15 protein-coding genes and 3 tRNA genes are annotated in these 22,728 nt (G+C 44.2%); 15 read left to right on the forward strand and 3 right to left on the reverse strand.

Annotated features, from left to right (window positions below):
• Nucleotides 1-54 precede the first annotated feature (54 nt).
• From BACSA_RS01120 to BACSA_RS01185, 13 genes are all read left to right on the forward strand, one after another.
• Nucleotides 55-1,374 (forward strand): DEAD/DEAH box helicase, encoded by a 1,320-nt coding sequence (locus BACSA_RS01120; protein ID WP_013616290.1) that lies wholly within the window; start codon nucleotides 55-57, stop codon nucleotides 1,372-1,374.
• Nucleotides 1,375-1,718: 344 nt separating this feature from the next.
• Nucleotides 1,719-2,789 (forward strand): 3-phosphoserine/phosphohydroxythreonine transaminase, encoded by a 1,071-nt coding sequence (serC, locus tag BACSA_RS01125; protein WP_013616291.1) that lies wholly within the window; start codon nucleotides 1,719-1,721, stop codon nucleotides 2,787-2,789.
• 207 nt (nucleotides 2,790-2,996) lie between these two features.
• Nucleotides 2,997-3,917 carry an NAD(P)-dependent oxidoreductase gene (locus BACSA_RS01130; protein WP_013616292.1) on the forward strand — a complete coding sequence of 307 codons (921 nt, stop codon included), beginning with the start codon at nucleotides 2,997-2,999 and terminating at the stop codon, nucleotides 3,915-3,917.
• Nucleotides 3,918-4,091: 174 nt separating this feature from the next.
• A complete protein-coding gene (locus tag BACSA_RS01135; protein WP_013616293.1) occupies nucleotides 4,092-5,339 on the forward strand; it encodes a DUF1015 domain-containing protein in 1,248 nt (415 codons plus the stop codon).
• Nucleotides 5,340-5,792: 453 nt separating this feature from the next.
• Nucleotides 5,793-6,722 carry a DMT family transporter gene (locus tag BACSA_RS01140; RefSeq protein ID WP_013616294.1) on the forward strand — a complete coding sequence of 310 codons (930 nt, stop codon included), beginning with the start codon at nucleotides 5,793-5,795 and terminating at the stop codon, nucleotides 6,720-6,722.
• A 21-nt stretch (nucleotides 6,723-6,743) separates the two neighbouring features.
• A complete protein-coding gene (locus BACSA_RS01145; RefSeq protein WP_013616295.1) occupies nucleotides 6,744-7,337 on the forward strand; it encodes an IMPACT family protein in 594 nt (197 codons plus the stop codon).
• 199 nt (nucleotides 7,338-7,536) lie between these two features.
• The gene (locus BACSA_RS01150) at nucleotides 7,537-9,363 is read left to right on the forward strand and encodes a tetratricopeptide repeat protein (protein WP_013616297.1); all 1,827 of its coding nucleotides are present in this window, start codon (nucleotides 7,537-7,539) and stop codon (nucleotides 9,361-9,363) included.
• Between the two features lie 179 nt (nucleotides 9,364-9,542).
• Nucleotides 9,543-11,852 (forward strand): outer membrane beta-barrel family protein, encoded by a 2,310-nt coding sequence (locus BACSA_RS01155; protein WP_052306013.1) that lies wholly within the window; start codon nucleotides 9,543-9,545, stop codon nucleotides 11,850-11,852.
• 19 nt (nucleotides 11,853-11,871) lie between these two features.
• Nucleotides 11,872-14,199 (forward strand): TonB-dependent receptor, encoded by a 2,328-nt coding sequence (locus BACSA_RS01160; protein WP_144005163.1) that lies wholly within the window; start codon nucleotides 11,872-11,874, stop codon nucleotides 14,197-14,199.
• 331 nt (nucleotides 14,200-14,530) lie between these two features.
• On the forward strand, nucleotides 14,531-15,547 hold the full coding sequence (locus BACSA_RS01170; RefSeq protein ID WP_013616300.1) for a porin: 1,017 nt from the start codon (nucleotides 14,531-14,533) through the stop codon (nucleotides 15,545-15,547).
• A gap of 300 nt (nucleotides 15,548-15,847) precedes the next feature.
• Nucleotides 15,848-16,618, forward strand: a complete 771-nt coding sequence (locus tag BACSA_RS01175) for a DUF1295 domain-containing protein (RefSeq protein ID WP_013616301.1) — start codon at nucleotides 15,848-15,850, stop codon at nucleotides 16,616-16,618.
• Between the two features lie 20 nt (nucleotides 16,619-16,638).
• On the forward strand, nucleotides 16,639-17,868 hold the full coding sequence (locus BACSA_RS01180) for an NADH:flavin oxidoreductase (RefSeq protein ID WP_013616302.1): 1,230 nt from the start codon (nucleotides 16,639-16,641) through the stop codon (nucleotides 17,866-17,868).
• 2 nt (nucleotides 17,869-17,870) lie between these two features.
• Nucleotides 17,871-18,722: an SDR family oxidoreductase gene (locus BACSA_RS01185; protein WP_013616303.1), complete on the forward strand. Its 852-nt coding sequence runs from the start codon at nucleotides 17,871-17,873 to the stop codon at nucleotides 18,720-18,722.
• A 232-nt stretch (nucleotides 18,723-18,954) separates the two neighbouring features.
• Here BACSA_RS01185 and BACSA_RS01190 read toward each other — a convergent pair.
• From BACSA_RS01190 to BACSA_RS01200, 3 genes are all read right to left on the reverse strand, one after another.
• A tRNA-Ser gene (locus BACSA_RS01190) sits at nucleotides 18,955-19,042 on the reverse strand.
• A gap of 13 nt (nucleotides 19,043-19,055) precedes the next feature.
• Nucleotides 19,056-19,128 (reverse strand) — tRNA-Glu (locus BACSA_RS01195).
• Between the two features lie 24 nt (nucleotides 19,129-19,152).
• Nucleotides 19,153-19,240, reverse strand: a tRNA-Ser gene (locus tag BACSA_RS01200).
• Nucleotides 19,241-19,642: 402 nt separating this feature from the next.
• On the opposite strand from BACSA_RS01200, the gene pflB reads away from it, so the two are divergent.
• Entirely contained in the window at nucleotides 19,643-21,862 is a 2,220-nt protein-coding gene (pflB, locus tag BACSA_RS01205; RefSeq protein WP_013616304.1) for a formate C-acetyltransferase, read from the forward strand.
• A gap of 94 nt (nucleotides 21,863-21,956) precedes the next feature.
• Nucleotides 21,957-22,685: a pyruvate formate-lyase-activating protein gene (gene pflA / locus BACSA_RS01210; RefSeq protein ID WP_013616305.1), complete on the forward strand. Its 729-nt coding sequence runs from the start codon at nucleotides 21,957-21,959 to the stop codon at nucleotides 22,683-22,685.
• Nucleotides 22,686-22,728 lie beyond the last annotated feature (43 nt).

A 22,728-nucleotide genomic window follows, 5' to 3' on the forward strand; every position in this document is an offset into this window, starting at 1 on the left:
CGATATTCATTACTTTTGCATAAAGCGATGTTTTATTATTAAAATAATTTTTTGATGAATGTTGATGAAATATTAAGCCGCCTGCATATTGAGCGGCTGAACGAAATGCAGCAGGCCGCTATCCGTGCTTTTGGGGGAGGGGATGACGTCATCTTGCTTTCGCCTACGGGGTCGGGCAAGACGCTGGCGTATCTTTTGCCTCTGCTTTCTTTTTTGAAACCCGGAGTAAAGGGGGTGCAGGCTGTAGTGTTGGTTCCTTCGCGTGAACTGGCTTTGCAGATTGACCAGGTATTCCGTGCGATGGGGACAGAATATAATGTAATGAGCTGTTATGGCGGCCGTCCGGCGATGGACGAGCATAGGGTGATGAAGAACGTGAATCCGGCGGTGATTATCGGTACGCCGGGCAGGATGAACGACCATCTTCAGAAAGCGAATTTCGATGCTTCTGCGGTCCGCCTGTTGGTGATAGACGAGTTTGACAAGTGCCTGGAATTCGGCTTTCAGGAGGAAATGGCTTCGGTGATGGGGCAATTGCCCCGGATAGAACGGCGTTTCCTGCTCTCTGCCACCGATGCCGAAGAAATACCTCGTTTTACAGGTTTAAGAAGAGTGAGGAAACTGGATTTCCTCCGTCCGGAGCACGTTTTGTCTTCCCGTTTGCATTTATATAAAGTGGTGTCTCCCGTAAAAGACAAGCTGGATACCTTATTCCGTTTGCTTTGCTGCATTGGAAACGAATCGACGCTGGTGTTCTGCAATCACCGGGAAAGCGTAGAGCGGGTAGGGGAATATTTGCGTAGGATGAAAATGTACTGTGAGGTGTTCCACGGGGGCATGGGGCAGGACGAACGCGAGCGGGCGCTGTATAAGTTCCGCAACGGGAGCTGTCCGGTGCTTGTCTCTACGGATTTGGCTGCCCGGGGGCTGGATATTCCGGAGATAAAGAACGTGGTGCACTATCATCTTCCGGTGTCTGAGGACAGCTTTATCCACCGCAACGGGCGGACGGCGCGTTGGGAAAACGAAGGGAATGCGTATGTGTTGGCTTATCAGGAGGAGGCGTTGCCTTCTTATTTGCCGGAAGACGCGTTGGAGGATTATGAATTGCCCGGTTCGGTGTCTTTGCCGCCTTTGCCCGAGTTTGTGACTTTGTATATCGGAAAAGGGAAAAAAGACAAGATAAATAAGGTAGACATTGTCGGTTTCCTGTCGAAAAAAGGCCGTTTGCAGAAGGACGAAATAGGGAAGGTAGACGTGAAAGAACGTCACGCTTTTGTGGCAATCGCCCGAAGAAAGGCTAAACAAGTGTTAAAACTTGTACAAAATGAAAAGATTAAGGGGGTAAAAGCTTTGATAGAAGTGGCAAAATGATAACTTTGTGTCAGAGATCTGTCCGTTCTTTATATTGAACACAGAGACACAGAGACGCGGAGTTTTATTTACGGTTTTACAATTTACGAAGTATGATTTCATATCAAACTGGTAAATGGTAAACCGTACATTGAAAAATAAACTATTTCTCCGTGCCTTTGTGTCTCTGTGTTCTGTTTTTATCTGTGTCAATGTGTAATTAAAATATGCCCCTTGTTGGTAATTTGTAAGCCTGAAAGCCGGCTTAGCGTAAAATTATTCATAAAACTTTTGGATATAAAAAAATAATTGCTAACTTCGCATCCAAGAACTAATGATATTGTTTAACCAAAACAAACTACCAAATGAAAAAACATAATTTTAATGCGGGACCTTCTATATTGCCTCGCGAAGTGATCGAAAAAACAGCTCAGGCTATTCTGGATTTTAACGGATCAGGACTTTCGTTGATGGAAATCAGTCACCGCGCTAAAGACTTCCAGCCTGTGGTAGACGAAGCAGTGGCGTTGTTTAAAGAGTTGTTGAACATCCCCGATGGCTATTCCGTGCTGTTCTTGGGCGGAGGCGCAAGCCTGGAGTTCTGTATGGTTCCTTATAATTTCCTGGAAAAGAAAGCCGCTTATCTGAATACAGGCACATGGGCGAAAAAAGCCATGAAGGAAGCAAAAGCTTTTGGTGAAGTAGTAGAGGTGGCCTCTTCGGCCGATGCCAATTATACATTTATTCCGAAGGGATATGAAGTGCCGTCGGACGTGGACTATTTCCATATCACGACCAACAATACGATTTACGGTACCGAGCTTCATGCGGACCCGGAGGTAAACGTGCCGCTGGTGGCTGACATGTCTTCCGACATCTTCTCGCGTCCGGTTGATGTATCGAAATACATCTGCATTTACGGCGGCGCGCAAAAGAACCTGGCTCCTGCAGGCGTGACTTTTGTTATCGTGAAGAATGATGCGGTAGGGAAAGTTTCGCGTCACATTCCGACCATGCTGGATTACCAGACCCATATCGAGAAGGGCTCTATGTTCAATACACCTCCTGTAGTGCCTATTTATGCGGCTTTGCAGACCTTGCGTTGGCTGAAGGCGCAAGGCGGGGTAGAGGAAATGCAGCGCCGTGCCAAACTGCGTTCGGACATGCTGTATGCCGAGATTGACCGCAACAAGTTGTTCCGTGGCACGGTGACGGCTCCCGAAGACCGTTCGTATATGAACATTTGTTTTGTGATGGCTGACGAATATAAAGAACTGGAAGCTGATTTCTTGAAGTTTGCCACCGAAAAAGGTATGGTAGGCATTAAGGGTCACCGTTCGGTCGGAGGATTCCGTGCTTCATGCTACAATGCACTGCCTGTGGAAAGCGTACAGGCATTGATTGACTGCATGCAGGAGTTCGAGAAGATGCATTGATTTGATTTACGAAAAATGGAATGGAACACAGAGGCACAAAGACACAGAGTCTTATTTACGATTTTACAATTTACGAAGTACGATTAAATCATAGAAATAGTAAGCAGTAAATGGTACATTGAAAAATAAATTTTTTCTCCGTGTCTCTGCGTCTCTGTGTTCGATTTTTCCGCTATTCATTCCTGATTAACTATAACATTGAATATGATGAAAATATTGGTTGCAACAGAGAAACCGTTTGCTAAGGTAGCGGTAGACGGTATCCGTAAAGAAATAGAAGGAGCTGGTTACGAATTGGCCCTGTTGGAGAAATATACTGATAAGGCGCAATTGCTGGATGCGGTGAAAGACGCAAATGCTTTGATTATCCGGAGCGACGTGATAGACAATGAAGTGTTGGATGCTGCCAAGGAACTGAAGATTGTAGTACGTGCCGGAGCGGGATATGACAATGTAGACCTTGAAGCGGCTACGGCTCATGGCGTATGCGTAATGAACACGCCGGGGCAGAACTCGAATGCGGTGGCAGAGCTGGCTTTCGGAATGATGATAATGGCTGTCCGCAATTTTTATGACGGCAAATCCGGTACGGAGTTGAAAGGCAAGAAACTGGGTATTCATGCCTACGGAAATGTGGGACGCAATGTGGCCCGTATCGCTAAGGGTATCGGCATGGAGATTTATGCTTACGACGCTTATTGCCCCAAAGAAGTGATGGAGGGTGACGGAATCGTTCCGGTAGATTCCGCCGAAGCCTTGTACGAAACCTGTAACGTGGTTTCGCTTCACATCCCGGCTACTGCTGAAACGAAGAATTCCATCAATTATGATTTGGTGAACCGTATGCCGAAGAACGGGCTGTTGGTGAATACGGCACGTAAGGAAGTCATTAACGAGGCAGACTTGCTTCGCTTGATGAACGACCGTCCTGACTTGAAGTATGTGACGGATATCATGCCGGTCCATCATGCCGAATTTGCCGAGCAATTCCCCGGACGTTATTTCTCTACTCCGAAGAAGATGGGCGCACAGACCGCCGAAGCCAATATCAACGCGGGCATAGCAGCCGCAAAACAGATTGTCGGCTTTTTGAAAGACGGATGTGAGAAGTTCCGGGTGAATAAGTAACTATCAATTAACAATTAATAATTAATAATTAATAGTTAATAATTAATAATTAACTATGCGGCACTGTGATTGTTTTGTTCTTGCGGATTACAAATCCGGCGTAGCAAAATCCATACCGCGTATGATATAATTGTTAATTATTAATTATTAATTATTAATTATCAACTGAATACTATGGTAAAGATAAGACCCTTTAAAGGCATACGTCCGCCGAAAGAGTTGGTGGAGGAAGTGGCTTCGCGCCCCTATGACGTGCTTAATTCGGAAGAGGCGCGGGCAGAAGCCGCGGGCAATGAGAAATCGCTGTATCACATTATCAAGCCTGAGATAGACTTTCCCGAAGGAACGGATGAGCATGACCCGCGCGTATATGAAAAAGCGGCAGAGAATTTCCGGATGTTCCAAGAGAAAGGCTGGCTGGTGCAGGATGAAAAGGCGTGCTATTACGTCTATGCCCAGACGATGGACGGGAAGACCCAATATGGATTGGTGGTAGGTGCGTACGTGCCCGACTACATGAACGGGAACATCAAGAAGCACGAACTGACCCGCCGCGATAAGGAAGAAGACCGCATGAAGCATGTACGGGTGAATAATGCGAATATCGAACCGGTTTTCTTCGCTTATCCGGAAAACGCGGAACTGGATGCGATTGTGAAGAAATATGTGGAACGGAAGCCTGAATACGATTTCATCGCGCCGGGAGACGGATTCGGCCACACATTTTGGGTAATAGACGCGGAGGAGGACATCGAAGCCATCACGCGTGCATTTGAAAAGATTCCTGCCATGTATATTGCCGACGGGCATCACCGGAGTGCGGCGGCTGCACTGGTGGGGGCGGAGAAAGCCCGGCAGAATCCGAACCACAAAGGGGATGAAGAATACAATTACTTCATGGCAGTATGTTTCCCCGCCAATCAGTTGACCATTATTGACTATAACCGGGTTGTGAAGGATTTGAACGGATTGACTCCACAAGCTTTCATCGAAGCCTTGAGAAAGCATTTTGAGGTGGAGGAGAAGGGGGCGGAAATCTATAAGCCGCAGGCTTTGCACAACTTTTCGCTTTATGTAGGGGGCAAATGGTATAGCCTGACCGCGAAGCCGGATACGTATGATGATACTGACCCGATAGGCGTGCTGGATGTAACGATTTCTTCCAGGTTGATTCTGGATGAGATATTAGGCATTAAGGATTTGCGCTCGGACAAGCGCATTGATTTCGTAGGCGGCATCCGTGGATTGGGAGAGCTGAAGAAGCGGGTGGATAGCGGCGAGATGCAAATGGCGCTGGCGTTGTATCCGGTATCGATGAAGCAGTTGATGGACATTGCCGATACGGGCAACATTATGCCGCCCAAAACCACCTGGTTCGAGCCTAAGTTGCGTTCGGGGCTTGTTGTTCATAAGCTGGAATAGGAGTTAGAGGGAGTTATTTCAGAAACGCAGATTCACGCAGATTTTCGCGGATATTCAATTATAGTAAAACAAAATTGGTTTGCGAAAAATGGAATGGAACACAGAGACACAAAGACACAGAGCTTTATTTTTTGAGAGAACAGAGTTCACAGAGTAAAAGTCTGACTCTATGGTCTTTACCTTCTCTATATATTTATTTCTCCGTGCCTCTGTGCCTCTGTGTTCAATAGAAAGGATTAACGGATTTTTCGCAATCCATTTCTGATTGACTATAAAATAATCCTCGAAAATCTGTGTTTCTGATGTCGGTTTCAGAAGCAAGGCTAACTCCCTCTAACTCCTATCCCATAAATGAAGAATTGTAAAAACGCAAAAATTCTTTGTTCTTCATTCTTCGTTCTTCATTTAAAAACTCCTATCTTTGCACCCGGTTTTGAAAAACGGATTGGATTTATGGAGCGTGTTACATTCAAAGGGTTTGCGTATGGAGCTATAGCAGCTGCCAGTTATGGGTTGAATCCCTTGTTCGCCTTGCCTCTTTATGCCGATGGCATGGGGGCGGATTCTGTGTTGTTTTACCGGTATGCCTTTGGGCTGGTCATGCTTGGCGTGATGATGTTGGTGCAGAAGCAGTCGTTTGCATTGCGCCGGTGCGAAGTGTTGCCGTTGGTAATCATGGGACTGCTCTTTTCCTTCTCGTCGCTTACTTTGTTCTTGTCTTATAATTATATGGATGCGGGGATTGCCTCCACCATCCTGTTTGTCTATCCGGTGCTGGTGGCCATTCTGATGGCGGTATTCTTTAAAGAAAAAGTTTCCCCGATAACAATGATTTCTATCGCATTGGCGTTTACGGGCATCTCGTTGCTTTATCAAGGCGAAGGCGGGCAGACTTTAAGCCTGACGGGCGTGACGCTGGTCTTTATATCCTCGCTCACGTATGCTCTGTATATAATAGGTGTAAACCGCTCGGTATTGAAGGATATGCCTATCGCCAAGCTGACATTCTATGTCTTGTTGTTTGGCTTGAGCGTCTATGTGATACGCCTGAAATTCTGCACCCAACTGGATGTAGTCAGCCAGCCGGTATTATGGATAAATCCGGTATGCCTTGCCTTGTTCCCGACCGTTATTTCATTGGTGGCAATGACAAAGTCCATTCATTATATCGGTTCGACTCCAGCCGCCATATTAGGTGCATTAGAACCGCTGACCGCTATCTGTTGCGGGGTGTTGGTGTTCGGCGAACGGCTTACTCCCCGCATTATATTGGGAATTGTGCTGATACTGATAGCCGTGACACTTATCATTCTGGGCAAGTCGTTGATTCGCCAGCTTCAGGTACGGGTGATTCACCGTAATCATCATTTCCCGCAACGTTAACCGAAAAAGGCAGGAGGACACGTGGACGATACCTATAGAACCATAACTGGACCTTCGGAAGCTGTTTATACGGAGAAGCGGAGCAAGTTTATCGCCGTTGCCCTTCCTGTGCGTACCCTTGAAGCGGTGAAAGAGCAGCTGGATATTTACCAGAAGAAATATTACGATGCCCGCCATGTGTGTTATGCGTATATGTTAGGGGCGGAGCGGAAGAATTTCCGTGCCAATGATAACGGAGAGCCTTCGGGCACAGCCGGAAAACCGATATTGGGGCAAATCAATTCGAAAGAGCTGACCGATGTGCTGGTGATTGTGGTGCGCTATTTTGGGGGTATCAAGTTAGGTACAAGCGGGCTGATAGTAGCATACCGTACGGCTGCTTCACTGGCTTTGGAGGAAGCCGAAGTGGTAGAAAAGACGGTTGACGAAGAAGTGGGCATCGCTTTTGAATATCCTTTTATGAACGATGTGATGCGGATTGTGAAAGAAAATCTGCCTGAGATTGTGAGCCAATCCTATGATATGGATTGTTTCATGCGTCTGCGCATCCGTAAGTCGGAAATGCCGCGTTTGCGTGCGCGGTTGGAAAAGGTGGAAACGTTGCGCTTTGTGTAAGGTTTAAATTTTGCTCAGGTTTATTTGCGAATTGTTTCCGGGAATGTAATGATGCCGCCTTGTGGTATTCGTACGACGGCGTTCGCACAGGCAAACGGGGACGGTTGCTTATCAAAGGCGGGAAAACACTCGATAAATAACCTTAGGAACATAGCTGAAAGCAATATTTTTATACTTTTGCATCGAAAATAATGATTATATGAGACAAATAATATACGCAATTATAATATTATATTCTATTTTGATAATTTCAGGATGCAACGGAAATAAAACAACAAACAAACTGATGCCGGAACTTGAACAAGCGGAAAAGGTAATGTTCGACCATCCGGACAGTGCATTGCATCTATTGGAAAGTATGGAGATTCCTTCGTCACAAACTGATAAGGAGAACCATGCGCTGTGGTGTCTGCTGACCTCACAGGCAAAGGTAAAACAGCTGATGAAAATCTCTTCCGATTCGCTTGTACGGATAGCATACGATTATTACAAGCCTACAAATAATGCCCGTAGAAAGGCAATGTCGGCCCTCTATATGGGAAACATCAATTACAATTTGGGTCATATAGAAGAAGCAATGAAGTATTATTTGGAAGGTAAATCAGAAGTAGAAAATACGGAAGATTATAAAACAGGATACCTTATAATGTCTTCTTTAGGAAAGTTATATTTATATCGTAACTTAACAGACTATGCACTGGAATCCTGCACAAAGGCATACGATTATGCTGTCAGAGATTCAAACTTACGGTATCAAATGGGTGCATTACAATATTTAGCCAGATGCTATTGTATCTCAAATAAACTTCCCAAAGCGATAGAGTCCTATCAAAGATGTAGTGCAATAGCAGCAGAGCTTGGACTTAAAAATACTGATTATTATTATGACATTCAACATGAAATAGCTTTAGTGTATACGAATAGTCATAAAATAGAAAAATCTTTGAGTATTTTGCAGTCATTTCCAATAGAATATCGTCCATTCTCATTAATAGGCAAGAACTATTTTCGTTTAGGCAAATTAGATTCAGCTTTTTATTATCTAAATAAAGCATTGAATACTGATAATATTTATACAAAGGCATCTGTTTATGAATATTTATATAGATTAAGTGAGAAGCCTAAATACAACCAATACCTGAAAACTTATTGTGACTCATTATTGTTTTATAATGACTCTATTATTGCTATAGATAAAGGAAAACAAATCATAGCCTATAAAGAAAAGTATAATAATGAAAAATTAATTACAGAAAAACAAAAGTTGGAGTTGGAAAAAGCTAATATCACCTATTGGTGGATGTTTACTGTAGTGATAGTTCTGCTATTGGGTATTTTACTTATTTATATTTATTTGCGTAAGCGAATTACAATACAAAAGAAAGAAGAGGAGTTAACAAGTTTGGCTTTACAACTACATCAAAAAGAGCTAGAAGTTGAAAAGAACGAATCATATATTGTAGAACTTCAGTCACAGTTTGCAGAAAACAATAAGAAGAAGGAGCTTTATATTGAGCAGATAGAGGCACTCAAGAATTTGAAAAAAGAAAATGAACGTTTGTCTTTAGAGAAAAATATGCTACATGAAAAGATTGCTTCCTATTCTATATCTTCTCATGAATTGTCGAATGTAAAGACTTTATCTGATAGACTTCTATTATTAGAAAAAAGGGAAAAAGAATTATGTTCTTTATTGTTGACGCAAATACCATTCTTACGAAATCTTCATTTGAAGCCTGTCTACTTGAATGATACGGAACTAAGTGACATATGTCAAGTAACAGATAATATATTTCATAATTTCACACAACGATTATCAAAAGAAATCTCATCCCTCAGTGAGCACGAAATAATTTTATGCTGTTTGATTAAACTTCGTTTTTCCATCACAGAAATAGCTGTTTTCTTGAACATAGCTCCCACATCCGTTTCACGAAGCAAGCTCCGCGTAAAAAACAAGATTTACGCAGAGTTGGGTGAAGATTCAAAGGAAAAGAGTCTTGATATCTGGCTTTGGGAATATTGAGGATTGCATTTGTCTATACAGGAAGATTGATACGCTTTGTAGAACATTGATTTATATTGTTTTATAAATTTCATCTTCATCGTGCTTGTCTATTCCGTATCTATATCATTTTTATCGTTATAATTAGATTCGTATCTATTTTTGCGACAGAAAAATTAACGCAAAATAGATACATGATTATGAGATTCTTTTTCTTAGCATTGTTTGTTGCTACATCATTGACAGCCAACTCACAAACGATATCAGGAAAGTTGGTTGAAGAAAATGGTAAACCGTTGCCCTACGCCAATGTGGTACTGCTCTCACTACCGGATTTGGCGTTTGTAAGTGGAACCATCAGCGAGGAAGACGGGGCTTTCACACTGGAAGCCACATCGGAGAACCAGATAGTGAAAATATCTTCCATAGGGTATAAAACGGTGTACAGACCAGTATCTCCTGCCAATATCGGTATCGTGCAACTCGAATCGGATGCACAATTGTTGAATGAAGTTGTTGTTAAAGGTAATTTACCTGTGACACGCATGAAGGGTGATGCTATGGTGACAAATGTGGAGAATAGCGTGTTGAGTAAGGCTGGCTCTGCCAATGATGTGCTGGCCAAAATACCGAGTATTACCAAAAAGCAGGATGCTTTTGAGGTTTTCGGGAAAGGAACACCTCTTATATATATAAACGGTAGAAAGCTGCATGATCTGTCTGAACTTGAACAGCTAAACTCCAATGATATCAAGAATGTTGAAGTTATCCGTAATCCCGGATCGAGATATGATGCGACAGTAAAGGCAGTGGTTCGCATCCGGACAGTGAAACGTCAGGGGGACGGTTTCGGGTTCAACTTGCGCTCCAGCTATTATCAGTCGAAGAATACGGATTTGATAGAACAGGCAAACTTCAATTACCGGCATGATAATTTGGATATTTTCGGTTCTATATATTACAACCAAATGGAAAGCTGGCAGGATTTCAGTCTGAAACTGGAAGAAAGAGGTACAAAGGTGTGGAATCATGATATGAAGAGCAATGGTGAGTTTTATTCAAAGATGCTAAACGGCAATATCGGATTCAATTATCAGTTGAATGACAATCATGCTTTTGGTATGAAATATAAGGCAGGAAGGACTCTGAATGAAGAAAATCCGCTTTCTAAAGAAACCGATATAAATGTTGACAATGTATTCTATGACAACATAAAGGTAAACAGTTACGATTGCTATGATTATAATCCCGACCATGAATTAAACGCATACTATAACGGACAATTTGGAGATGTGAATCTTGACTTCAACGCCGATTATCTTCAGAATGGCAAGCGTAGCAACTCCGTATTTCAGGAAACCAGTCAGACTTCGGAAAGCCGTGATGTCCATTCTGCCAATCATGTAAAGAACCGGCTTGTGGCAGGAAAGCTGACTTTGTCACTCCCATTGGGTGGAGGTGCTTTTGCCGTGGGCAGTGAAGTAACCTATACCCATAGAAATGACGACTATATAAACGAAGAAAACTACGTGCCGTCTTCATTCAGCAAGATTGAGGAACTCAATGCTGCCGGATATGCGGAGTATAACCGCAGTTTTCCGTGGGGCGACTGGTCGCTTGGGTTGAGGTATGAGCATGTCAAGTTTGACTATTACGAAGACGGCAGGCATATTGACGAGCAAAGCCGTACATTCGATAACTTCTTTCCGAATATTTCATTCTCAACTCAATTAGGAAAAGTGCAGGCTCAGTTGAGCTATACGGCAAAAACTCAAAGACCGACTTACAGTGAGTTGAGTAACAATGTGTTTTATTCAGACCGTTTTACCCTCCAAAAAGGCAATCCGGCTCTTCGCCCTACCATCATACACGACCTGACACTGTCCGCCGCTTGGAGATTCCTGCAAATGTCATTGTCCTACTCTCAGACAAAGGACTGGATTCTTAATTGGGGAGAACTGGTAAATGAAGATGCTTCACTGACCATGCTAAGTCAACGCAACTGGGATAAGTCTGTTCCCATGTTTGCCACATTTTTGTCGGTCACTCCTAAAATCGGGTGCTGGTCTCCTATGCTGGGTGTTGGAATGCAGAAACAGTGGCTGGTTGTCGATTATTTCAAAGAATCGAAAAACTTGGACAATCCCATATTTACCGCTTCATTCAATAATACTTGGGAGTTGCCTTTAGATTTCATGGTGAGCCTTGATTCATACATACAGAGCCCGGGTGCGACACAGAATATTTATTTTGAGAAACCGAACGGGTATGTGAACGTGTCGCTCAGAAAGAGTTTTCTGAATGATGCTTTGAGCGTTGAATTGAGAGGCAATGACATTTTCAATACGAATAAGATAAGCTATAGCATGTATAGCGGCGACTATTATCTGTATCAAAAAAGCGTATGGGACAGACAGGAGTTTGTGGTGACAATCCGTTACAAACTTAATGCAGCCAAGAGCAAATACAAGGGAACGGGAGCCGGAGACAGCCAAAAGAGCCGTATGTAAATTGATTAAGACTGTAAAAATGAAAACTATCAGAATGTTATTAATATTGGTTTGTACACTTATTTCAGTTGGGGTATCGGCACAAACCATAAGTGGAAAATTGATTGATGAGGACAGCCAGCCGTTGCCCTACGCCAATGTGGTGTTGCTGTCATTGCCGGATTCGGTATTTGTTTCAGGAGCCACATCGGATGATAAAGGAAATTTTATCCTGAAAGATTTATCTTCCCGAAGCTACCTGTTGCAGGTTTCATACATAGGCTACCAGCCGCAGTCCATACTATTAGAAAATCTGGACAGGAAAATAAACTTAGGAGATATCCGGTTGGTGCAGGACGCCGTGGCTTTAAAAGGCGTAACGGTAACAGGCAGTAATGTGGTGGAAAAAATAGACAGACAGATTGTCATCCCTTCATCTAGGCAGATTAAAGCGGCTACGTCCGGTTATGAGTTGCTGAGCCACATGCAGCTTCCGGGGCTGAAGGTGAACAGTATGGAAAGGAGCATTTCAACCGTAAGCGGAGGACGTGTGCAGTTAAGAATCAACGATATTGAAGCATCCACCGCACAGGTTCAGGCTCTGAGACCGGACGAGGTACTGAGGGTGGAATACATTGACAATCCGGATATGCAGTATGCCAATACGGATGTGGACGCCGTTATCAACTATGTAGTAAGGCGCAGAGAGTCGGGCGTTGCGGGAGGATTCAATCTGACCAATGCCGTTACGACCGGTTTTGGCAATGACAATGTGTATATCAAGGTCAATCATAAGCTGTCGGAGTTCGGTTTCAACTACTATGTGAGCTATCGTGACTATAATGACCGTTTTGTGGATGAGAACCAGTCTTTCAGCCTTCCGGACGGAAACCGTAACCGTTATCTGAAAGGCATAACTACTCCTTTCAATTACGCCGACCATTACTTGGAGTTGAATTATAATCTGACCAAACCGGAAAGGTATGTATTCAATGCCTCTTTCACGGACAATATTTTCCGTTCTCCCCATAACGATTACGGTCAGATTATTCGGGAGGAAGGCAAAAACGACATCTATAGTTTTACAAAGAAAATCAATAGTTCCAATTCTCCTTCATTGGACCTGTATGGAAAGGTGTCGCTACCCAAGAAACAGGAACTCATGCTGGATGTGGTAGGAACCTATATCAGTTCCGACTTTGAACGGAACTACAATGAAGCACTCAGCGAAGGAGGCGCTCCATATTCTGAATACATCTACAGTACGGATGGAAAAAGATACTCATTGATTGGTGAAGGTATTTACAGGAAAAACTTCAAGAACGTGGCTTTAAGCGGCGGGTTGAAATACACGCTGGCATACACCAATAATAAGTACAAGGGTGACGTAAAGCAGACGGATGGGATGCACAGTTCGGACTTGTACGGTTATGTGCAGGTAAATGGGAAATGGAAGAAACTAAGCTACCTGTTGGGCGTAGGCCTTTCAAGGCAAAGCTATGATGAATCCGGAAAAGGGTATTCGTTCTATATGTTCCGCCCTTCGGTTTCATTATCCTACAAACTGTTTGAAGGAGCGACTCTTAAATACGTGTTTTCCAGCACGCCGAATGTGCCGTCGTTGTCATCACTCAGTGACATCCGCCAGCAGCTTACGGATATAGAGGTCAACCGTGGTAATCCCAATCTGAATCCATACCGCTCATACAGCAATACGCTTCAGCTTTCATGGGGAAACAAATGGGTGGACTTGCAGCTGAAAGGAGGCTATTATTTCAGCAAGAATCCAATCATGGAAGAGGTAAGCAGGGTATCACAGCAGGACGGCAGCTATCTGTTCGAATATGGTGTGGATAACCAAGACCGTTTTTCAAGGTTGAACGGGCAGCTCTATGCCAATGTGGACATTGTTCCTGATATGCTTTCGCTCAGTCTCTATGGTGGTGTGAACAGATACGAGTCGAAAGGAAATTCCTATTTGCATACCTTCAACGCATGGTATGGTGGCGGCAATTTGTCATTCACTTATAAAAAGTTCTCGGCTTATGCGGTTGTCTCCAGCCGTTATAACACCTTGTTCGGTGAAACGGTTAGTTACGGTGAGAAAAACTGTATGCTTCAATGTTCATACAAAATCAAGCACTTCAATGTGGGTGCCGGTATGCTTTATCCTTTTAAGTCCAAAGGATGGAGCGGTGGCACGAAATTGCTGAGCAATGAGGTACGGAAAGAAACTTGGTCCTTCATAAAGGATAACGGGAACATGTTCCTGCTCACTCTGTCATGGGATTTCAGTGTGGGAAAGAAACACCATGCAGGAACCAAGGTCACGAACAATGTAGACCGGGAAACTGGTATTGTTATGTAACACAATCTTTAAACATATATTTAAACGACAGGCTCTAAGAGCCTGTTTAAATTTTGCTCAGGTTAATTTTGCGAATTGTTTTCGAGGATGTTTTTCTGACTTTATGAGGAAGATAGCGGGCTATCTGACGAATAAAATCGGGAAAACAGACCGGAAACAAACGCAAAAGAACCTGATAGAATATTACTTTATTGGAAAATTTAAACAGGCTCTAAGTCCGAGCACATTTCAAAACAGGCTCTTAATAAAATGTAACATGTTTGTAACATGTTTGACATAAATAGTTTACCTTTGTCCTTTACCTTTGCACAAGTTAAAAATGAAGAGACAAATGAAAAAATATCTCTCTGCGCTGTTGTTGGCGCTCTCTGTAGCATCTGTCGGTGCTCAAGATTTTAGTTGGAAAGATGCGGTTCCCGAGATTCACGGTACAGTGCGTGGAAAGTACGAATATCAGACTTCAACAAACGCACAACGCTTTCAGGTGCGTAATGCGCGTGTAAGCGCTACGGGCAAGGTGCTTCCTATCGTGAGTTATAAAGCTGAAATAGACCTTTGCGATGAGGGGGTTATCAAGATGCTGGATGCCTATGCAAGGGTTACTCCATTTAAAGGTTTTGATGTCACCATCGGGCAAATGCGTGTGCCTTTTACCATCGATGCGCACCGTTCTCCCCATTTGCAATATTTCGCAAACCGTTCGTTCATTGCCAAGCAGATGGGAAGCTTGCGCGATGCGGGTGCCACGTTGAAATATTCAATGAAAGAGAGCTTCCCTTTTGCTATCGAGGCAGGATTGTTCAGCGGGTCCGGATTGACCGAGCAGAAGGGATGGCACAAGGCGCTTTCCTATTCAGCCAAGTTGGAATTAATGCCGTTCAAGGGATACAACTTGACCTTGAGCACGCAGCGCATCCGCCCTTTCGACCGGAATATTTATATGTATGACCTCGGTACGTATTACGAATGGAACAATTGGCACTTTGAAGTGGAAGGGATGTATAAGGACTATGCGCATTCCGATTTCAAGAGCGTGTGGGCGGTAGACGCGTTCGTTAATTATGATTATTTTATCAAGAAAGAGAAGAGCCTGATAAAGAAAGTCTCATTTTTGGCGCGTTTCGACTACATGGGGAATAACAGTGATGAATTGGATGAAGATGGAATCGATTATATCATAACCGATTATGAGCGTAAACGTATTACAGGCGGCTTGACGTTTAGCTTCGGAAAACCGTTTCAGGCAGACCTCCGTTTGAATTATGAAAAATATTTCTATGATGATGATGCGTTCGCATTGGAGTCGGAACAAGATAAATTGGTAATAGAAATGATGGTTCGCTTCTGATAATTTGCTTTTATAAACATTTATTTTGCCTTTCCGGTTGTATTGGTTACACCTGGGAAGGCTTTTTGTTTAATGAATGTCCGAAATTAGCCAACGTAGGAGCGGGGTTCGCCGCGCCCGTATGTGTCCACGTGGATGTTTTCGGGCAGGCAAACCCTGCCCCTACAAGTTATTGGTAAAATGCGGACATTCATTGTATAAAACTTGTTTATTTGTATGATTTTGTGGGTTTTTCCATAAATCCGTACTTTATTTCAAGGTTTTGATGTATCTTTAGCCCCCGTTAAAAGTTTGGGAAACATGGAGCAGGAAACTTTTCATCTTTTCTTGTGGGTGATGTCTGGCATAGCCTTGATTGTATTTGTCGCCCTTTATTTCGTGAAAGCCGGGTATGGCATTTTTCGGACGCCTTCATGGGGATTGTCTGTCAATAATAAAGTGGGATGGGTGCTCATGGAGTCACCCGTATTTATTGTGTTGCTCGTCTTGTGGGCATATAGCGGGATAGGGGTTGCCTTCCCTCAATTCTTGTTTTTGTTGCTTTTCTTATTGCATTATTTCCAGCGTTCGTTCGTTTTTCCGTTTTTGATGAAAGGGAAGAGCAGGATGCCGGTGGCTATTATGGCTATGGGCATTGTATTCAATGTATTGAACGGGATGATGCAGGCCGGAGGGCTTTTCTATTTTAACGAGGGCGTGCCTACGGGTATCGGGCTGGGCTATCTGCTGGAGCCGCATGCCTTGATCGGACTTGCTTTGTTCTTTATCGGGATGGGCATTAACTTGCATTCCGATAGTGTTGTCCGGAATTTGCGCAAGCCCGGCGATACCCGTCATTATCTTCCGCAGAGAGGGATGTACCGGTATGTGACTTCTGCCAATTATTTGGGTGAACTGATAGAATGGACGGGATTTGCTGTTCTTACGGCTTCGCCTGCCGCATGGGTATTTGTTTGGTGGACTGCGGCAAATTTGGTTCCTCGCGCAAATGCCATTTATCATAAATATTGCGATGAGTTTGGCGCTGAGGCAGTAGGAAAACGGAAACGAATTATACCTTATATATATTGATAGTAGTAAATTATTATACAATGAAAGATTCGAAATTGTTTACTCCGGTCACGTTGGGACCGTTGACCTTGCGGAACCGTACCATCCGTTCGGCTGCATTCGAGAGTATGTGTCCGGGGAATAAACCTTCGCAGATGTTGCTGGATTATCATCGGTCTGTAGCTGCAGGAGGAATAGGGATGACTACGGTGGCGTATGCTGCCGTTACGCAAAGCGGTTTGTCTTTCGACCGTCAGTTGTGGATGCGTCCTGAAATCGTTCCGGGTTTACGCGAGCTGACCGATGCGGTGCATAAGGAAGGGGCTGCGGCCGGCATTCAGTTGGGGCATTGCGGAAACATGTCGCATAAAAGCATCTGCGGGTGCATGCCTGTAGGAGCCAGCAGCGGATTCAATTTGTATTCGCCGACTTTTGTGCGCGGGCTTCGTGCGGATGAGTTGCCTGAAATGGCACGTGCTTACGGGCGTTCGGTCAATCTGGCCCGTGAAGCTGGTTTTGATGCGGTAGAGATTCATGCGGGGCATGGCTATCTGATTAGCCAGTTCCTTTCTCCTTCTACCAACCATCGGAAAGATGAGTACGGCGGTTCGCTTCAAAACCGGATGCGTTTTATGGATATGGTGATGGAAGAAGTGATGAAAGCGGCAGGCAATGACATGGCGGTTTTGGTCAAGATGAACATGCGCGACGGATTCAAGGGAGGCATGGAATTGGACGAAACGTTGCAGGTGGCAAAACGTTTGGAGCAGTCGGGCGCGCATGCGTTGGTGTTGAGCGGAGGATTTGTAAGCAAGGCTCCGATGTATGTGATGCGTGGCGAGATGCCTATACGGAGTATGACGCATTACATGGATTGCTGGTGGCTGAAGTATGGTGTACGCATGGTAGGCAAGTGGATGATTCCCAGCGTGCCTTTCAAAGAGGCTTATTTCTTGGAAGATGCATTGAAGTTCCGGAAGGAAATCAAGATGCCGTTGGTATATGTAGGCGGTTTGGTATCGCGTGAGAAAATAGATGAGGTGCTTGACTGCGGTTTCGAAGCCGTACAGATGGCGCGTGCTTTGCTGAATGAGCCGGGATTTGTGAACCGTATGCGGGAGGAAGAGAATGCCCGCAGCGGTTGTAAGCACAGTAATTATTGCATTGCGCGTATGTATTCCATTGAAATGGCATGCCATCAGCATTTAAAGGAAGAATTGCCTCCGTGTCTGAAGAAGGAAATAGAGCGAATCGAGAAAAGACAGGCGTAGATATGGAAAATGAACGGAAATTAGCGGTTGTTACCGGTGCCGATGGAGGTATGGGCAGGGAGATAACCCGTGCGGTGGCTATGGCAGGCTATCGGGTGATAATGGCAAGTTGCCGTCCCCGGAAAGCGGAAGAAGTGCGCCGGATGTTGCTTCAGGAACAAAATGGTTTGCAACTTGAAATCCGGGAACTTGATTTGGCTTCGCTAGCTTCTGTCTCGGCTTTTGCCGAGCGGTTATTGGCAGAAGGTGTTCCGATCTGCTTGTTGATGAACGATGCCGGAACGATGGAAACGGGCAGGCACATTACCGAAAACGGGTTGGAGCGTACGGTGAGTGTGAACTATGTAGGTCCTTATCTCTTGACGCGCAAACTGCTCCCCTTGATGAAAGAGGGGAGCCGCATTGTGAATATGGTATCGTGTACCTATGCCATTGGGCGGTTGGATTTTCCCGATTTTTTCACCAAAGGGAAGAAAGGGGCGTTCTGGCGCATTCCTATTTATAGCAATACCAAGCTGGCACTGACGCTTTTCACAATCGACCTTGCCAATCGGGTGCGCGAGAAGGGAATCGTTGTTAATGCGGCCGATCCAGGCATTGTATCAACCGATATCATTACGATGCACATGTGGTTTGACCCCTTGACGGATATTCTTTTCCGTCCTTTTATACGTACTCCGCGGAAAGGGGCTGCTACAGCCGTTCACTTGTTGTTGGACGAAGAAGCGGGCAAACGGACCGGAACGCTGAACGTAAGTTGCCACGCCAAACCGCTTTCGGATAAATATGTGCATCATGTGCAGATGAAAGAACTTTGGGACAGAACTGAAGAGATTGTAAAGCCTTGGCTATAAAAACGAAAGGGCGTTCTCAAAATAAGCCTTGGCAAAATTTAAGCAAGCTTTTATTTGATAAAAAGGATTGTGTAACAGTCGGCTAATTCATTGCGGGTTAGCCGGCTTTTTTGTATGGAGTACGGGATATAGCACAAAGATAAACAACGGCACTATCCGGTTAGCTATCTTTCCTGTAATGGCGAAAATTGTAAAATTTAAATAGGGATTTTCTGCTTTTTTGAATTGCTTGCGGAAGCTGGGGGATTCGAACCCCCGGTACGGGAAATCCGTACGGCAGTTTAGCAAACTGCTGGTTTCAGCCACTCACCCAAACTTCCAATAAGCTGATTGTAGCGCATACGGGAATCGAACCCGTGTTTCAGCCGTGAGAGGGCCGCGTCCTAGGCCACTAGACGAAAGCGCCATATAATCTTTATAGAAAGAACAGCGGAAGCTGGGGGATTCGAACCCCCGGTACGGGAAATCCGTACGGCAGTTTAGCAAACTGCTGGTTTCAGCCACTCACCCAAACTTCCAGTCTTTCGATTTCGTTTTGGAGATACGCTTTTCTTAAACGCGGTGCAAATATAGGGTGACTTTTTGACTTGTGCAAACTTTTACCTTACTTTTTGTAACTTTTTTCTGACTATATTCATTTCGTGAAACGCATTTTTCTGATAGTAAAACATTTATATCGCTACGGAAAAATTTGAAAAGATTCATGTTAGAATGGAGCTAATTCCGATATTTAAGGTTGCCTGTGTGAACTTATTGCCTTGTTGATTGTTATAAGGGTAAATGAGGTAAAGCAAATCCGGAATTGTAACAAGTACAATTTAGTAATATACTCCGTAAAAGTATTGTGTCGTATTTATATTTTCCGTACCTTTGCGCCTCATTTTTTAAATCAGTATTAAACCACTTAAATTTTTTTGTGTATGATGAATTTCAAAGAAGGACATTGGAAGTATGAAATCAACGTTACCGATTTCGTGAAAACAAACATTACCCCTTACGAAGGCGACGCTTCTTTTCTGACAGGTCCTACTGAACGTACGAAAGCAGTGTGGAACAAATGCTTAGAGGCTCTTGCGGAAGAACGGGCTAACGGAGGCGTACGTTCACTTGATTCTTCTACCGTTTCTACTATTACTTCGTTTGCGCCAGGATACATTGATAAAGAAAATGAAGTGATTGTCGGTTTGCAGACTGATGAATTGTTGCGTCGTGCCATTAAGCCCTTTGGTGGAATTAAAGTGGTGGAGAAGGCATGTCGGGAGAATGGTGTGGAAGTAGACCCGAAAGTAAAAGATATATTTACGCATTATCGCAAGACGCATAATGACGGTGTGTTTGATGCCTATACCGATGAAATCCGTTCATTCCGTTCGCTGGGTTTCCTTACCGGGTTGCCCGATAATTATGCACGCGGGCGCATTATCGGTGATTACCGCCGTTTGGCATTGTATGGTCTTGACAGACTGATTGAGGCTAAACAGGATGATTTGCGCCATTTGACCAGTCCGATGACCGATGAACGGATTCGTCTGCGTGAAGAGGTGGCAGAGCAGATTAAGGCTTTGAAAGAAATCAAGACATTGGGTGAACAATACGGTCTCGATTTGAGCCGTCCGGCTGAAACCGCTCAGGAAGCGGTGCAATGGGTATATATGGCTTACCTGGCTGCGGTGAAAGAACAGGACGGTGCGGCAATGTCGTTGGGCAATGTGTCTTCGTTTCTTGATATATACATCGAATACGATATGGCGCACGGGAAACTGGATGAGCTCCATGCGCAGGAATTGATAGATCAGTTCGTGATAAAATTGCGTATGGTGCGTCACTTGCGTATGCAGGCATATACCGATATTTTTGCCGGAGATCCGACTTGGGTGACTGAATCTATTGGCGGACGTTTTAATGATGGACGGATGAAGGTTACGAAGACTTCGTTCCGCTTCTTGCAGACGTTGTATAATTTAGGCCCTTCACCCGAACCGAACTTGACGGTATTGTGGAGTCCTCAATTGCCCGAAGGCTTTAAGGATTTCTGTGCCCAGGTATCTATCGATACTTCTTCTATCCAATATGAAAACGATGATTTGATGCGTGAGGTACGTGGGTCGGATGACTACGGAATCGCGTGCTGTGTGTCTTATCAGGATATAGGCAGACATATCCAATTCTTCGGGGCACGTTGCAATTTGGCAAAAGCGCTTTTGCTTGCTATCAATGGCGGGCGGTGCGAGAATACCGGTACGGTAATGGTGAAAGGCATTCCCGTATTGAGCAGCGATGAATTGAATTTCGAGGAAGTGCTTGCCAATTACAAGAAAGTGCTGAAAGAAATGGCGCGCGTGTATAACGATGCGATGAACATTATCCATTACATGCACGACAAGTATTATTATGAAAAAGCGCAAATGGCGTTTGTCGATACGAATCCTGAAATCAACTTGGCTTACGGCGTGGCAGGCATGTCTATAGCTGTCGATTCGCTTTCTGCTATCAAATACGCCAAAGTAAAAGCACGCCGTAATGACATCGGTTTGACAGAAGGTTTCGATATCGAAGGCGAATTCCCTTGTTTCGGAAACGATGATGACCGGGTAGACCATTTGGCTGTAGACCTGATTTATTATTTTGATGAAGAGTTGAAAAAACTTCCGGTTTACAAACATGCGAAGCCTACATTGTCCATTCTTACGATTACTTCGAATGTAATGTATGGAAAGAAAACCGGAGCAACTCCCGACGGGCGTGCTAAAGGTGTGGCTTTTGCTCCGGGCGCCAATCCGATGCATGGACGTGATAAGAACGGTGCGGTCGCTTCGTTGAGTTCGGTGGCAAAATTGCGCTACCGCGATTCACAAGATGGCATCAGCAATACGTTTTCTATTGTGCCGAAGTCGTTAGGTGTAGACCGTGAGAGCCGCATTGAAAATCTGGTTACGCTGATGGACGGTTATTTTGTAAAAGGTGCGCATCATTTGAATGTAAATGTATTGAACCGTGAAATGCTGGAAGACGCAATGGTACATCCGGAGAAATACCCGCAGCTGACTATCCGTGTATCCGGTTATGCTGTAAATTTCATCAAGTTAAGCCGCGAGCATCAGTTGGAAGTTATTTCACGTAGCTTCCATGAGCGGATGTAACATAATGAGTTGAATGCAGAGATATACAAACGCAGAGATTCATTTTGGATTCTCTGCGTTTGTGTCTTTACGTTTGAATCAAAAAAATAGAATTATGATAAGAGTACATTCATACGAATCGTTAGGCACGTATGACGGACCGGGCATCCGGCTGGTTGTGTTTCTGCAGGGATGCAATTTCCGCTGTTTGTATTGTGCCAATCCCGATACTATCGACTGCAAGGGGGAGGGTAAAAATACCGCTCCCGAAGATATTCTGCGTATGGCGGTCAGCCAAAAGCCTTTCTTCGGAAAGAAAGGAGGCATTACATTCAGCGGAGGGGAGCCTACGATTCAGGCGAAAGCCTTAATACCTTTGTTCCGTATGCTGAAAGAAGCAGGCATTCATATCTGTGTGGATACGAATGGAAGTGTTTGGAATGAAAGCGTAAAGGATTTGTTTACGCTTGCTGATTTGGTATTGCTCGATGTGAAAGAATTCAATGATGAGCGTCATCACTTGCTTACTTTGCGCAGCAATGAGCAGACTCTTCAGACAGCTGCCTGGTTGGAAGCCAATGAGAAACCGTTTTGGTTGCGGTATGTGTTAGTGCAAGGATATAGTGCTTTCCGTGAGGATATTGAGGCATTGGGCAAACATTTTAAAGACTATCGGATGATAGAGCGTGTGGAGATTTTGCCTTATCATACCTTGGGGGTGCATAAGTATGAAGCAATGGGCTTAAGTTATCAATTGAATTCTGTAAAACAGAATACGCCCGAACAATTAGAAGAAGCTCGGGCATTATTTGAAGTTTATTTTAATAAGGTATTTGTGAACTGATGGCATCATGCAAGCCGGTTCGAAAGCCGGCTTGCATTTCAAT

The sequence above is a fragment of the Phocaeicola salanitronis DSM 18170 genome (genome assembly GCF_000190575.1).
Taxonomy (GTDB): Bacteria; Bacteroidota; Bacteroidia; order Bacteroidales; family Bacteroidaceae; genus Phocaeicola; species Phocaeicola salanitronis.

Coding starts and splice junctions, on each gene's coding strand:
- BACSA_RS01120 (WP_013616290.1), top strand. CDS start 55: ATGAATGTTGATGAAATATTAAGCCGCCTGCATATTGAGCGGCTGAAC.
- serC (WP_013616291.1), top strand. CDS start 1,719: ATGAAAAAACATAATTTTAATGCGGGACCTTCTATATTGCCTCGCGAA.
- BACSA_RS01130 (WP_013616292.1), top strand. CDS start 2,997: ATGAAAATATTGGTTGCAACAGAGAAACCGTTTGCTAAGGTAGCGGTA.
- BACSA_RS01135 (WP_013616293.1), top strand. CDS start 4,092: ATGGTAAAGATAAGACCCTTTAAAGGCATACGTCCGCCGAAAGAGTTG.
- BACSA_RS01140 (WP_013616294.1), top strand. CDS start 5,793: ATGGAGCGTGTTACATTCAAAGGGTTTGCGTATGGAGCTATAGCAGCT.
- BACSA_RS01150 (WP_013616297.1), top strand. CDS start 7,537: ATGAGACAAATAATATACGCAATTATAATATTATATTCTATTTTGATA.
- BACSA_RS01155 (WP_052306013.1), top strand. CDS start 9,543: ATGAGATTCTTTTTCTTAGCATTGTTTGTTGCTACATCATTGACAGCC.
- BACSA_RS01160 (WP_144005163.1), top strand. CDS start 11,872: ATGAAAACTATCAGAATGTTATTAATATTGGTTTGTACACTTATTTCA.
- BACSA_RS01170 (WP_013616300.1), top strand. CDS start 14,531: ATGAAAAAATATCTCTCTGCGCTGTTGTTGGCGCTCTCTGTAGCATCT.
- BACSA_RS01175 (WP_013616301.1), top strand. CDS start 15,848: ATGGAGCAGGAAACTTTTCATCTTTTCTTGTGGGTGATGTCTGGCATA.
- BACSA_RS01180 (WP_013616302.1), top strand. CDS start 16,639: ATGAAAGATTCGAAATTGTTTACTCCGGTCACGTTGGGACCGTTGACC.
- BACSA_RS01185 (WP_013616303.1), top strand. CDS start 17,871: ATGGAAAATGAACGGAAATTAGCGGTTGTTACCGGTGCCGATGGAGGT.
- pflB (WP_013616304.1), top strand. CDS start 19,643: ATGATGAATTTCAAAGAAGGACATTGGAAGTATGAAATCAACGTTACC.
- pflA (WP_013616305.1), top strand. CDS start 21,957: ATGATAAGAGTACATTCATACGAATCGTTAGGCACGTATGACGGACCG.